Origin of the sequence: Bacillus sp. UNC69MF, assembly GCF_000746035.1 — a bacterium.
Lineage (GTDB): Bacteria > Bacillota > Bacilli > Bacillales > Bacillaceae > Bacillus > Bacillus velezensis.
This window is the reverse complement of the sequence record NZ_KN050798.1, coordinates 567997-583736: the sequence shown is the minus strand read 5'-3', so window position 1 is coordinate 583736 and position 15740 is coordinate 567997. Positions and strand designations below refer to the sequence as shown.

At 44.2% G+C, this 15740-nt stretch carries 2 protein-coding genes; both read right to left on the bottom strand.

Features of this window, described 5'->3' with window-relative positions:
* Positions 1–2: 2 nt before the first annotated feature.
* Entirely contained in the window at positions 3–7007 is a 7005-nt protein-coding gene (locus tag BR62_RS0115070) for an SDR family NAD(P)-dependent oxidoreductase (RefSeq protein ID WP_032871390.1), read from the bottom strand.
* Entirely contained in the window at positions 7000–15708 is an 8709-nt protein-coding gene (locus tag BR62_RS0115065) for a type I polyketide synthase (RefSeq protein WP_032871388.1), read from the bottom strand. Before BR62_RS0115065 ends, BR62_RS0115070 begins: the two co-directional genes overlap by 8 nt.
* Positions 15709–15740 lie beyond the last annotated feature (32 nt).

Sequence of the window (15740 nt, the reverse complement as noted above, 5' to 3'; positions counted from 1 at the left end):
CTTTATAATTCTTTGAAATCAAGTAAAGGAATCAGCAATTCTGACTCTTCCTTTTCTGGAGTTTCTCCATTGTCGATCCAGCATTGTTCCTTATTGAATATAACCGGAGAAAGCGGGTGTCTTTTTGTCTCTCCATATCCTAATGTGAGATGGCTGTCGCTCAATATCATATGTGCGTTCGTGCCCCCGAATCCAAAAGAACTGATTCCGGCTCTCAAAACCCCTTTTCTGGGACGCCATTCTTTTAAAGACGTGTTCGGAAAGAATGGCGACTGATCAAATTTAAAACGCGGATTTGGCGTTTTACAATGTAATGTCGGCGGGAGCATCTGATTTTTTATGGATAAGGCAACCTTTATAATACTCGCTATCCCCGCTGCGCTCATTAAATGTCCGAAATTCGTTTTTACGCTGCCTACTCCGCAAAATTGCGTTTCTTCCGTAACCTCCCGGAACACTTCTGTCAGCGCTTTTAATTCAATCGGATCTCCTATCATCGTACCGGTGCCATGCGTCTCGACATAACTGAGAGTATCTGCATCAATTCCGCCTTTTTTCAGGGCTTTTTTTATCACTGCGCTTTGCGCTTTCGGATTAGGTGTTGTCATTCCCATTGTCTGTCCGTCATTATTAACCGCGGATGAGTCAATTACCGCGTAAATTCTGTCACCTTCGGCAAGGGCGTCATCAAGTCTTTTCAAAAGGACTGCGCCGCATCCCTCTCCCGGTACAAAGCCATCTGCCTTCTCATCAAATGTATGACATTTTCCTTCAGGTGAAAGCGCCCGAGCCTCACTCAGCATGACGTAAGGCTTTTGATCCAGCAAAATGTCAACTCCGCCCGCAATCGCCATATCTGACTCTTTTGACATCAGGCTTTGACAAGCGAGATGGACGCTGACCAATGAAGAAGAACAAGCCGTGTCTACAACCAGATTCGGTCCTTTCAGATTAAAAAAGTGTGAGATATGCGCGCCTATGAAATTTTGTCCTATACCCACGATCGTATTTTTTGAAGGGGAACCTATTTTGGACATAAACGTCCCGGTTCGCGAACCGATGAAGACGCCGACTTCTTTGTTTGATACTTCTTCTTTTGTATAGCCGCCGTCTCTCAATGTCTGGACACTGACCTCAAGGCATTTTTTGATTAACGGATCAAGCTCTGATGCCTCACTTTTGTTCATATTAAAAAACGCGGGATCGAAAGACTCAATATCTTGAAGAAATCCGCCCCACTTACTGATACTTTTTCCCTTTTCATAGGTGTCAGAGTAGTATGAAGAAATATCCCATCGCGACGCCGGGACTTCGCGGACACTATTTTGTCCTTTCTTCAAGTTTGTCCAGAACGTTTCTGTGTCCGGAGCATCCGGAAACTCACAGCCCATTCCGATAATAGCGATTTGGTTCAGACTGGTTTGTTGTATTTGAGATCCGCTGTCCCGTACTTCGGAAGCATTTTGATTTATATGTTGCTCTTTTTTCCGAACCTCAATGTTTTCTGAATCAATTTGAGGACTGATCCCCTCACTTGCAAATAATTCGTTTAAATAGACGCCCAGTTGTGAAAAACTCGGATACTCCAGAAAAGCTGATGGTTCAATTTTTATTTGAAATGCATCTTCCGCTTTTTTGACAAGCTGAACCAGTAAGATTGAATCAACTCCGTAATCCGCAAAAGACGTATCCTGATCTAAATTCCCGTAAGGTATTTTCAGCTCCGCAGAAAAAATCTCCATTAACTTCCTAATTATAGCTTCATTGTCTCCCTGACCAGAAATCACTTTTTCCTCAGCATCCGGGTTATTTTTAGCAGCTTGAATTCTTGTCTGGAGCAGCTGCTGCAGCATGAACTTCTCCGGATGTGTCTTTGCCGGTATAAGGCATGGGTATCCGTTTATCGTCATCATTTCATCCAGCATGGCAATACCTGTTTCTGTTGAGTGTGAAAGTAAACCAAGTGCCTGATATGATGGACTTGTCACCTCGCCCATCCCAATGTCCTTCCAGCTCGGCCAGTTAATTGATTGATAATATGTTCTGCCGGCTGCATGCTGATACGCCGCAAAGTAATCCATAAAAGCGTTCGCCGCGGCATAGTCACTTGTTCCGGCGCCTAATAAAGGAAAGGCGCTCGCAACAGATGAAAACAAAATGAAGAAATCAAGTTTGTCATCAATAAAAATGTCATGAAGTACCTGCATCCCCTGCACCTTTGGCTCAAATACTTCTCTTATTTCTTGATCAGATTTATGAATAAAAGCCGGATTCGAATGATTGGCTGCACCAGCGCAATGAATGACCCCGCCGATTTTGCCGAACTTCAGTCTCACCTCTGAAAAGAAGCGATGTAATGTTTCTTTTTCCGTGAGCGGCCCGGAATACACTTCCACCTGAACTCCCTTTTGATCCAACTCATGCAGCAGTTGTAATTTCGAATAAAGAGGTGACTTTTCATCGGTGTCTTTTAACATGCCGGCTATTTTATCAGATTCCGGAAGGTCGGTTACTCCCATCAACACAAGTTTTTTGACTCCCTTGCCGGCATAATGTCTGGCAAGTTCTGCTCCGATCCCTCTTGTTCCCCCTGTAATAATCAGGGTTTGATCCGTACGGCATACTGGCAGACCGGATAGTTTCCGGTTTATTTCCGCTGCATGTAATTTTTCGACGTATGGAATATAACGTTCACCGTTCCGGTAGCAGATTTCACTATACAGCCCGTCAGCGTAAGCTTCATCTGTGATTACCTGTCTCAATTCCGCCGCAGTCCCGACATGACCGTCTACATCTATTGTTTTTGATTTTATCTTTTGATACTCCGCACTCAGCATTTTATATAGTCCGGCTGTTTCGGCTCCGGCTAACGACGGCTTGTCATTCAGAAATGTCTGCAGCCCTCTGGTCACATGTAAAACGAAAAGCTGTTTACGTGTCTTTATGATTTCCTGCAGCAGTGTCAGCTTCCCGATTGTGCCGGTGCGTGCCCCGTTTTGATCACTCCGCAAATCTGACAGGTCAATCATGCCGATGATTTCCGGATTTTCTTCTATGACCGCTAGAGCCGTTTTTTTGGCTTCCCCATCCGAATGATCCCAGTTATCTGCACAAATGACAGCGGATTCAATCAGAGGATCTGAATCAAACAATTCGAATGCAAGCCGCTCACTTTCACTATTAGCCAGGATCATCACCTGTCCTTTCGTAAAAGCGGAAGGCGCAGCCTTTTGTTTTTTCCACGCTTTTTTTAATACATCAAATGATAAGTCAGTCGGTGCATGGGGCAGACTCTGCGGTACACCTGTTTTTTTCTGTTTCTGTGCAGCTTTTGCGGCAGGCACCCAATATCTGTTCCGTTCAAAAGGATATGCGGGAAGAGAGATAAGCTTCGGTAATTCCGCAGTGTACATCTCTTCCCATTGAACGTCTCCTCCGTTCACCCAGTGAATGGCCATTTCTCTTGCACTTTTAAAGTGGGCGGCTGACAGGGCATTCTTTTGACCAGCGCCTCGGCGGGCCTTTCCCCTATATAAACCGTTTAACTTATGATCTGACCGCAAATACATCATCAGCTTATTGCGAAGATCGTCAATGCTGCTAACCTCAACAGCGAGCCGCTCTTCCATAGCGTTTCTCCCGGTCTGCGAAGTGTACGCGGCATCAGCTAGTGACGTTTTTGGCTCCAGTTCATTTATATATGCATCAATTAAGAGTCTGAGCCGTTCTTCATTTTTGGCAGAAAGCAGAATAATTTGCGTCTTGTTGCTCTTTACCGTTTCCATCTTTTCTTCATTCTTATACTCTTCGATGATAATGTGGGCATTAGATCCTCCAGCGCCGAAAGAACTGATGCCTGACCTTCTGGCTTGATTTTGCGGCGTCTCCCAATCGGTCAGTTCAGACTGCACGTAAAACGGTGTTTCCTCAAAATCAATATTAGGATTTAAGTTATCGGAATGAAGGGAAGGAGCAAGCTGTTTATACTTCATTTGCATCAGCACTTTTGTAATAGAAGCAATTCCCGCCGCAGCCTCTAGGTGTCCGATATTTGACTTAACCGAACCAATTGCACAACGATAATCGCTTTTCGAGCTGTGCAAAGCTTTGGTTAAACCTGAAATTTCAATCGGGTCTCCCAAAGATGTCCCGGTGCCATGCGCTTCAATATAACTTATGCTGTCTGCATCAATCCCCGCCTTATCAAGAGTTTCACTGATGACGTTTGCCTGCTCGCCCGGATTTGGCACAGTGTATCCGTTTGTTTTTCCGCCGTGATTTACAGATGTTCCCTTAATCACACCGTAAATCCTGTCCCCGTCAGCCTTCGCGACAGAAAGCGATTTCAAAAGAACGGCCCCGACTCCTTCTCCCGGCACATATCCGTCTCCTCCCGCTCCAAAGCTTCTGCAGCGCCCATCGCTTGAAACAAAATGATTTTGTGAAAGTAAAGTATATTTATCCGGGTGTAAGGATAAATTCACGCCTCCGGCTATGGCGAGGGTGGATTCTCCTCTTTTTATACTTTCACATGCAAAATGAACAGCAGAAAGTGAAGAAGAACACATTGTATCAATTGCAAGGCTGGGTCCGTGCAGGTCAAAGAAATATGACACCCGGTTTGCGATAGACGAATAAGAAGACAGGAGCGCCTGACGTTCCTCATCATCTGAAGCACCGGCTGCAAATAACTGATAGTGGCTGTAGGTGACACCGACAAATACACCTGTCTTATGCCGTTTCAACTTTTTCTTTGTGTAACCCGCATCTTCAAACGTGTGCCATGCTGTCTCTAAAAATAACCGTTCCTGAGGATCAATTAACTCGGCATCACGAGGCGAAATTGAGAAGAACAGCGGATCGAATTTATCAGCGTCTTTTATAAAACCTCCCCATTTGCTGTCATGACGGGCATTGTCACCTGTGTGATAATATTTCCGAAAATCCCAGCGCTCTTTCGGTATTTCCGTTATACAATCTTTTCCGGAAGAAATATTTTCCCAAAACTCTTCCACATCCTTCGCCATCGGGTAGCGGCCGGCTATACCGATAATCGCAATATCTTCCTCGGAAGGTGCGGATGGTATGCGGGAAACGGAAAGCTTCTCCCGTTTCGCCGGAGCCGAATGATCAATTCGCTGTTCGGCTGCCGGTAAAAACGCCTTCTGCAACTCATGCTGATAGTGTTCAAGAAAATACTCTGACAGCTCTTCAACACTGCTGTATTCAAAGAAAAGAGTCTTAGACACTCTTCCAAAATATTTTTCCAGACGAGAGTTAAGACCTAAAATCGTTAGAGAATCAATTCCGTAACGGTCAAACGTATCCTCGGGTAAAATACTGTCCGCCGGTCTTCCCGTTTCCGCTCCGACGATCTCTGTCAAAAGACGGACCGTTTGCTTTTTCAGATCTTTTTCATGTAATTGCGGCAGGTTACTGTTGTTTTCAGGCACAGTCTCTATCTTTTTATGGTCAGTTGAGAGTAATTCACTTATTCTATCTTTGTCTCCGCTGATAACAGCCAGCTGAGAAGCAGAGCGGCTCATACTGTCCTGAAAAGCGGCAAGCCCTGCTTGGGCGGATAAAAGTGCCAGCCCTGCATGTCTTAAAGCCTGCAGCTCTCCCGGCCCGACTGTCATATTGCCCGCATCCCATAACGGCCAATTAATAGAAAGTGTTTTCCCGGGACGTCCTTTAATGCTTCGATACTGGGTGAATCCGTCCATACATCCGTTAGCGAAGGCGTAGTCGCTTTGACCCGCATTAGGCAGAACGGCCGAAAGGGATGAAAACATAACGAAGAAATCTAGAGGCTCTTCTTCAGCTGCTTTATCCAGCCAAACGGTTCCGAATACTTTAGGCGCTATAACTTCTTCTATGCTTTCTTTCGTTTTTTTTATGATAAATGCATCCTTAACAAGTCCGGCACTGTGCAAAATTCCGTTTAATTCTCCGAATGTCTGCTTAATGTGCTTAATCAAAGCGTCCGTCTCTTTTTCCTTTGAAATATCTGCCGGGACATATAAGGCTTCAGCGCCGAGATTTTCAAGAGCGCTTAATTTTTGCGCCGTTTCACGGGAGGCCGGGGAACGCCCGGTTAATATCAGCTTGACTTCTGCCTGTTTCGCCAGATATTCCGCAAACAGATACCCGAGACCGCCGGCTCCTCCCGTAATTAAATACACACCGTTCTTTTTTACACTGAAACTATGTTTCTCCCCAACTTCTTTTTTTACTCTTTGAAGCTGCCTTTTATAATAATGCCTCGGCTCATAGCAGGTAAAGTGGTCCGTCTTACATTGATTGTTCCATTCAAAAGAGATGACATCTGCAATATGCTGCTTTGTAAACGGCTCGTCAAACATTGATTTCAGCTCTGCAGCCTTACATGTGAAATTCGGATTTTCGGCCTGTACGGTCTTAAGAAAACTTTCAACCGCGTTATAAATCGGCTGAACCTCGCCCTCGGCATTTTCATACAGATACAAAATTTCTGCTTTCGGACAAAGTTTGTTCGCCATGAAGGCCTGAAACATTTGAAACAAGGAATACAGACTTTTATTGAGCTGCTTTCTCATTGCATCTTCTGTATTTTTGAAGAGCCCGGCAGCCAAAAAATGAATAATATGGCGGGGTCTTATATTTTGAGAACGCAGAACCCCGCATAACGCGTCATAATCCTCACCTTTTGCAAAGTTCATTGTAAAACGACCGTTCCGGCAATCTTCGAAACGCTCGCCGGAAGTCACGTAAATGAAAGGCGCCTCATAACCTTCAAGCTGTTTCTTCATTACGGTATACATGCTGTCGTCTTCGCAAAAAAATAAAATTGGCTCTTTCGTATGCGGGAATTTTTTACTGCCTTTAAATGCATGTCTATCCCATACCATTTCATATAGATGGGTTTTCCCCAAGCTCTTAATTAATTCCAGCCCTTCTTCAGGTGTCAGGCTGCATTCTTTCACCTTTTTCACGATTTGCTCAATTTGCATCGTTTTTTCATTCATGGAAAAGCAACTCCTCTATCAGCTCTGACGTCTCTTTCGTATTCATCTCACCTGTTTGTGCTTTTTCAAGAAGCGACATGATTTCTCCATCTGCTGTATCTTTATTTGAGTTGTGAAGCTCAGTGTTCGAGAAAGCCTCAGCTTTCTGCGCTTCATCTTTATTTAAATGAATCCAATGTCTGTTCTTGCTGAAAGGATAGAGAGGAAGAGACAGTTTAACCGGTTTGAGTTCCTCCTCATACAAGTCTTCCCAGCTGATTTCACAACCGATCGTCCACAACTGAGCCAGTTTGGCCGGCTTGTTTTGCTGAATCAGTGATTGTACATATGCATGACCTTCGGGGCCGCCGAATAAAGGAGCGTACAGACTATCAAAATCCGTTACATTTCCTTCATAAACACCTTGCAGCCTGCTCCCCTGAATGTAACCGTTTAATTTTTCAAGAAGATCTCCGGTATTCGAGCAAGTGATCGCAAGGCGGCATTCAAATGGTTCCCTTCCGGTTTGCAGCGTATATGCTATTTCTTCAAGACCGATTCCGGACTTTTCTCTAAAATTGCCGTTATACGGTTTATCAGCTGATCGATTCCGGATGCTGCTGATATAGCGGCACAGCTCGCTCAGTGTCTTTAATTCCTGAAATATGTCAAGTGATATTTCTGTGCCGTACATTTGGTTTATAAAAGAGATTAATTCAGAATAAGCCAACGGATCAAATCCGAATTCCGAAAGAGGTGTCTTTGCATCTATATCTGCGGTATCTAAACGCAGGATACCTGCTGCCGCTTCCCGAACCGCCTCTTGCAAATCACGTTCCTGCACCTCTTGCTGACTGAATTGAACTGATAGTTCTTCATGTAAAAACGTTGTTAACTCTTTGGCTTTAACCATCAGTCTTTCCTTTGTTTTGGCCGATAGAACAATGATTTGTTCCCGCTCGCCAGTTACTGCTTTATCTTGTCCGTATTCGAATTCTTCCACGATGACATGAGCATTTGCCCCGCCGAATCCAAAGGAACTGACTCCGGCGCGGCGCGGAATTTCATTTCCTTTTCGATCTTTTAATCTGGCCCACTTCATAGTTTTATTGACAATATGAAACGGTGTTCCGCTTAATTGAATGTAAGGGTTCAGTTCATTGACATGTAGTGTGGCAGGCAATGTTTTATACTTCATGGATAGTAATACTTTAATCAGCCCCGGCATTCCAGAGGCGGGCTCTAAATGACCGATATTCGTTTTTACTGAACCGATGCCGCAATATTGATCATGATTCTTTCCTGAATGCGGCTCAAAAGATCCAAACGCTTTTTTCAAGCCTTCAATCTCAATCGGATCTCCCAGTTCTGTCCCGGTTCCGTGTGCTTCAATGTAAGATATCGTATCAACAGGAATATCGGCATTTTTGTAAACAGACGTTAACAGTTCTGCCTGAGCTTCCGGGTTCGGAGCGGTCAATGAAGCAGATCTTCCTCCGTGATTTTCTCCGGTTCCTCTCAGAACTCCGTAAATATTGTCTCTGTCATTCATTGCCGCTTGCAATGGTTTCAATAACAGAACAGCTGCACCTTCACCGCGGACATAACCGTCGGCAAGTTTATCAAACGTCTTACACCGGCCGTCCCTAGACAAAATACCGAGTTTATCAGTATACATATGCGTGACTGGATCTAAGAGCAGCGAAACCCCGCCTGCTACCGCCAGCTCACTTTCACCATTTTGAATCGAGCGCACAGCTCTGTGGATTGCTACAAGACTGCTTGAGCAGGCTGTATCAATGGACTCACTCGGACCTCTGAAATTAAAATAATGGGATACACGATTGCTGATGAGCGCCTGGCTGTTTCCGGTTCCCGCAAACGCATGCGCCCCGTCCGAATGCCTCATCAGCAGCTGGCGGTAATCATTAAATTGAATGCCCGTAAACACCCCGATATTTTTGCCAGACAGCTTTGAAGCTTTGTAACCCGCATCTTCTATCGCTTTCCAGGTCTCCTGCAAATAAATTCTGTGCTGAGGATCCATGAGTTCTGCTTCCCGCGGATTAATATTGAAAAACGCCTCATCGAATTTATCGGCATCTGTGATAAAGCCGCCCCATTTCGAATGTACTTCGCTGCTTCCTTTGCCTTCGGCGTATTTTTTCCAATCCCAGCGATCCGGGGGAATTTCCTGAATCAAATCTTTTTCATTGATTAAATTGATCCAAAACTCATCTGCATTTTTTGCTCCCGGAAAAACACAACTCATCCCGATAATGGCAACTGGCTGCTTCTCTGGATGATGGTCAGCCTGTCTTGTTGTCTTTTTTTCAAACGGAAAACTTCGCGGCGGCTTCACGGTTTTCCCGGTGGTTTTCCCAGCGTGCACTACTTTCCTTTTTTCAGAAATGTTTTTTTCTGCATCTGTATTCCCTTTTGCAACAGTACGCAGTTCACTGTTTAGAAATTCTGAAAGAGACTTAATATGGCTGTAAGTAAAGAAAACGGCAGGTGTCAGCTTAAGTTTGTATTTTTTATTCAGTCGGACAGCTAATGTTTTCAAACTGATAGAATCAAAGCCGAGATTGCCGAAATTCTCTGCCGTATCCAGCTGTTCAATGTTAATTTTCAATAATTCCGACACCATTTGCTTCAGTTCTTCCAGGACATTGTCTGTATAAGCCGGTGCTGTATAAGAAATTTCCTCTTGACGAACCGGAAGCGTATTTACTTTTTGATGCGGCAGATCTTTTCTTGCTGGTGTCGTTTCGGCATCCCCGGTAACAACCGAAATTTGCGGACAGTCACTTGCCAAAATCGTCTCAAAAGCCGCTATCCCTTCTTCCGTTTCCAAATAATCAAACCCGGATGCGGAAAGATATGCTTCTTCCGCTTCTTTGTTTAAATGCATTCCGCCTTTACGCCACAACGGCCAGTTAATCGAAATGCTCTTGCCTTGTCTCTCTTGCCGGCGGCTCTGTTCGGATCTCCAATTTATATATTGATCTTGAAAATAATTGCCCAACGCATAGTTAACCTGTCCAAAATCTCCGAAGACCGAAGAAATAGAAGAAAATACGATAAAGAAATCAAGCGGCTCATCTTTCGTTAATTCATCTAAACATACCGTGCCTTCAATTTTAGCAGTCATGCCATCTGAAAAATCAGCCAGATTCATCTCTGTAAATAACCGATCATCGGCATGACCAGCTGAATGAATAACGCCTTGAATAGAGCCCCAAGTCCGTTTCGTTTCTTCTATGACCCGTCCCATCGTCTTTTGATCTGCGGCATCAGCTTGATAATATACCGCATCTCCTCCAAGCGCCTGCAGCCGGTCAATGTTATGGCGTTTATCAGCTGTTAACGGTGACCTTCCCGTCAATACTAATTTTGCTTGATATTGAGAGGCCAAATATTTTGCGAAAATCAGGCCCAGACCGCCCAAACCGCCCGTTATGAGGTAAATCCCTTCCTGTTTCAGCTGATGAGAGTGCTCTGTATGATTAAATACATAGTCCTTTAATGTCTTAACATACCTCTTGTCATTAATATATTTAACTTCTTCAGCCTGCCGTTCCACGCCTGAAACCATTTCGTTAAGACAAAATTCAGCCATTTTTTCAATTGATATACGTTCTGAAAAACCGATTGACTTCACATTCTCTGCGGATGGCACCAACATATTTGCCGTTTTTAAACAGCCTGCAAGAGCGCCCGTATACGGATCATTCACGCCTTCTTTAAAAGAGTGAACAAGAAGCAGAGAATGAAGATAAAGAGAGGCGTCACTGCGGGCGCTCAGAGCTTTTAATAAATAAAAAATTGATTCCAGGCCGCTGAGAAGGTGGTCACCCGCGTAAAATGTTTCTCCCGTGTGCAAGATGACATCAGGAGAAAACCCCTTTTTCTCTAATTCTTCAAATAAACGAATGTAATCTGATGTCACTTCCGGGTTTACACAGAATGTCAGCAGGTCCTGATCGATCTGCCGCTGATCCGGCGTGACGAGAATGACACGGCTGTCTGATTGATTTTTCAGAGCTCCAGCCAGTGCTTCATCTTTTGCAAAGACCAGAATTGTTTTTGGCTCCCTATCTTTGATTTCAATCAGAGGGTTTTTTTGATCCCACTTATGCTCATAAAAACGTACATTTTTATTAGGCTTTTCGCCAAAAACCAGCCCGCTCAGTTCCATCAAAATCCCGCCGGCATTGTCTAATACATACATATCATAAGCCGAATCGCTTTCTCCAGTTTGTTCTGCATATACATAAACGGGTTCAGTCTCATGATCAAAAATCGTACATTCTTTAATGTTTTCCGGGAGCTCTCCGGCATTTTCCCCCGCAAGGTATATGACGGCTTGATATACGCTCTCAATAACTTCCGGTTTGATTATGCACCCTTTCGGCCCGGCCTTTGCTTTTATTTTTAAAAGTACCTGTCCGTTCCTGCTGACGCAGTGCTCTGCCGCTTTCAGACTGTCACTGCAGCTGTATCCGAATTCGGCAAGCCGCTGATAAAACGCTTCGTACGGAATGGGGTCTGCGCGCTGAGACAGAAACGGCTCAAGATGAATATTTCCGTTCTCGTACGCCCCGCCTTCTAATTCGAGCCGCCCTGAGGAATAAATGGATGAGTCGCTCTGTTTTTCTATAGAATACGATGCACCCTGATTATCCGGGGTTAATACAATCCGGATCTGCTCATTGCTTCCGCTTTGTAACATCGGTTCTCTAAAGGAGAGCTCTGTTAATTTAATAATCGGATTCCCTGAAGCCATCGCTCCGGCAGCTCTCGCCATTTCAATCTGGCTGAGAAACGGAAACATTTCCTTGTCTTGATACTTTGTTTTTATATACAAACCGGTATCGCTTACATTGATAAGAAACTTCTGTGCTTTAAAATCAGATATATTGCATGAAATGTAAGGATGCAGATCGTTATTAACGTTCATCCGGCGGCTTCCCATATTTTGCGCATCTATTCTGCACAGCTCTTTGGCAAATGGATATCCGGGTGCTGATACCCGTCTCAGAGTGGCATCTTTATAAAGTGACGGCCAATCTACCCCGTTACCGCCAACCCAGTATTCAGCAATCTTCAAAAGATCTCTGTTTGCGGCTGCTTCTTCAATTTCAGCTTTATTCATCCTTTGAGCTTCTGTTGTGTCTTTGCCGCTTGTAAAAATATGATCCGTCGCGTTTCCGAGAGTATAGTCTGTCAGTCCTTTAAGCAATTCATCTCTTGTGGAGGCGATAACAGCCAATCTGTGCGGCATTTCTTCTCTGCCGGTTTGTAAAGTAAATGCTGTATTTCTAAGTGTTTCTAATGGATAATCTCTGGCTGCTATATGTTCTTTTGCGCGTTTTGCATATTCTGCCAGCCTGTCGGCATTTTTTGCAGAAAAAACAAATAAAAGCTGTTCAGGTTCTTCAGCCGCGAGAGGAGAGATAGCTTCATCCGCAAATTCTTCTAAAATAACATGGGCATTAGCTCCTCCTGCCCCGAAAGAACTGATTCCGGCACGCCTGGGAACGGATGACTCCCATTTTTCGGCACTGTCCGGTACATAAAAAGGTGTTTTTTGAAACGGTATATTTTCATTCAATTCAGCAGAATGAGTCAGTGACGGAACAATCGTTTTATGTTTCATTTGAAGAATAACTTTCGTAATGCCCGCTATGCCTGCAGCAGCCTCAAGATGTCCGATATTTGATTTAATCGATCCGATCGCGCATGTTTTCTTATCGCGTTCGGCATCTGAAAATGCTCTGGTCAGACCGGTGATTTCAATCGGATCTCCTAACGCGGTGCCTGTTCCGTGAGCTTCTATATAGCTGATGCTTTTTGGATCAATAAATCCTTTTTTTAAGGCTCTCGTAATGACCTCACTTTGAGCTTTGGGATTCGGCACGGTATATCCATTCGTCTTAGCACCGTGGTTGATGGCTGTTGCCTTAATAACTGAATAAATCTGATCACCGTCCGCAATAGCCTTTTTCACAGGTTTCAGCAGCACGGCACCTGTCCCTTCTCCCGGCACATAGCCGTCTCCTCCGGAACCGAAGCTTCTGCACCGGCCATCACTGGATAAAAATCCGCCTTGAGTCAGGAGTTCATATTTATGAGGATGAATGGATAAATTGACGCCTCCTGCAATTGCAATTTCACATTCATTCCTGATTAAACTTTCACAGGCAAAATGAACAGCCGTTAATGATGAGGAACACATCGTGTCCAAAGCAATACTTGGCCCGCTGAAATTAAAGTAGTACGATACCCGGTTGGCGATTGATGCATACGAGGAAGAAACGGCCGCTTCGTGACCAACGCTGTACAGCTGATATTGGCCGTACATAACCCCTGCAAAAACACCGACGTTTTTTCGTTCAAGCGTTTTCTTTGCGTACCCGGCATCTTCTATGGTGTGCCAAACCGTCTCTAAAAACAGTCTCTCCTGCGGATCAATTAATTCAGCTTCGGCAGGAGAAATATTAAAGAACAACGGATCAAAATGATACACATCGTCAATAAATCCCCCCCATTTGCTTTGGTTTTTTACTTCGTCGCCCGCCGCAGGCTGATAGTGCAGCCCCGAATCCCACCGATCCTCAGGTATCTCAGTTATACAGTCTTTACCGTTCAATAAGTTTTCCCACAGAGTATCAAGATCATTTGCCATCGGGTAACGTCCGCTGATACCGATAATCGCGATATCATTGTCATGATACTTCTCCTGCTGCACCTGATTTTTCATCTGGATTTTCTGTTTCCCGTTAACTTCGGCTGTCTGTTCATGATCTTTTTTCTTCTGAGATGGGGTGCTGCTCCCGTTTTCTCCTAACCGGAGTTTATGAAGAAGAGTATCCCTGTGCTCCTCAACGAAATACTGTGACAATTCTTCTGCAGTCTGATATTCGAATAACAGCGTTTTTGAGAGCGCGCCGAAATGTTTTTCAAGCTCATTCGTCATATTGATAATCATAACGGAATCAAGTCCGTATTTTTCCAATGCCTCTTCTGCATCTATTTTGTCCGCAGGCATCCTGAATTCTGCAGCAATCACTTTGATGATGAAATCAGATGTTTCAGCTTTCAGTTTCTCTGAATCAAATGATTCGATATTTCTCCCTGTTCCTTCATCTGCCTGAATATTGTCTTTTCGTTCATATAATTGCTGAACATGATTGTCAATTTGCTCATCTCCGTAAAATACAGTAAATTGCGAAAAACCGGAGGACAATGCGACTGCAAACGCTTCTTTACCTTCCTCTTTTTCTAAAGGATAAAAACCCGCCTTTTTCATTGTCTCTACCGTGCGCTCATCCACTTGCATGCCGACTTCTTTCCACAGCGGCCAGTTCAGAGAGAGAGAAATCGTATCAGAATTCCGGGCAGAACGCATATTCATGAAATGATCCATATAACTGTTTCCGAACGCGTAATCAGATTGCCCGACATTTCCCAACACTGCGGAAGTAGAGGAGAAGCAAATGAAAAAGTCAGGATTTTCTTTCTCAACAGCATCATTCAGCCACATCGTACCCAATACTTTCGGTCTGATTACCTGATCGAATTCCTCTCGTGACTTGTTAAGAAGGAAAGAGTCACGGATGATTCCCGCGCCCTGAATGACCCCGTTTACTTTTCCATAAGAAGTTTTGGCTTTTTTGACTACATATTCGGCTTCTTCCTTATTGGTAATATCAGCCTGAACATAAACAGCTGAAGAACCGGCATCCTCTAATCGTCTCAGCTGTTTTCTTATATGATCTGAAAGCGGAGATCTCCCCGTTAAAACAAGGCAGCATTTTGTTTGAAAAGCCAAATATTCTGCAAAGGTAAATCCTAATCCGCCCGCGCCTCCTGCGATAATATATACTCCATTTTCTCTCAGCGGCACATCTCCGCTTCGGGAATTTTTTTCGGGTTCATACGTTTTGAGCTGTTTGACATAACGCTGCATGTCTTTATAACGAATCTCTACATCTGAAGGCTGGAAATCACTCAGCTCATTGCGTATGATATCAGCTGCGTGAACAGCTGCTATTGACTGCTCCATCTCAATGCTTTTTGCTGAGATTAACGGATTTTCCAGCTGCAATGTCCGCAAAAATCCGCTTGCCGCCGCGTAAAGAGGCTGTTCTCCAGAAAGATGTGAAAAATATCCATATAACAGCTTGATCGGTTTGCGGCAGTTATTTTTGAAGAGCGCCTGTTGTAATAAAAACAAAGAATAGACTCCGCTGTCGCATTGTTCACGAATCGCTCTCTCTGTCTTTTCAAACGGCATGTCTGACCACAAATGCACCGCTTCCCGTATATCTGACTTCTCTTCTTCTATAAGCCATCCTAACAGGTTTATGTAATCTCTTTCAGAGCGGGGGTCGATTTCAAATACACCGTCCCCGGTTTTTCGAAACTCTTTCCCCGGCTTAACCAAGATAACCCTTGTATCATGCAATGCAGCAAGTTCTTTACTCACATCTTCATTTTTATCAAATAATAAAAGGCTGCCCTCACGTCGGCCGCCTTTTACATGAATGCTGAGATCTGTCCGCTGCCAGACCGTCTGATAATATATCGCCTGTCCGTTACCCCCTGCGGAATGAGAACCAAGCTGCTGTATCCGCTTTACTCCTTCTTCCAAAGAAATGATGCCGCTTTCTATGTCAGAAAGTACTTTTTTTCTAATATGACGGGCTTCTTTCATAAAAATCTTCATCCCCTTTACAAATGGCACTG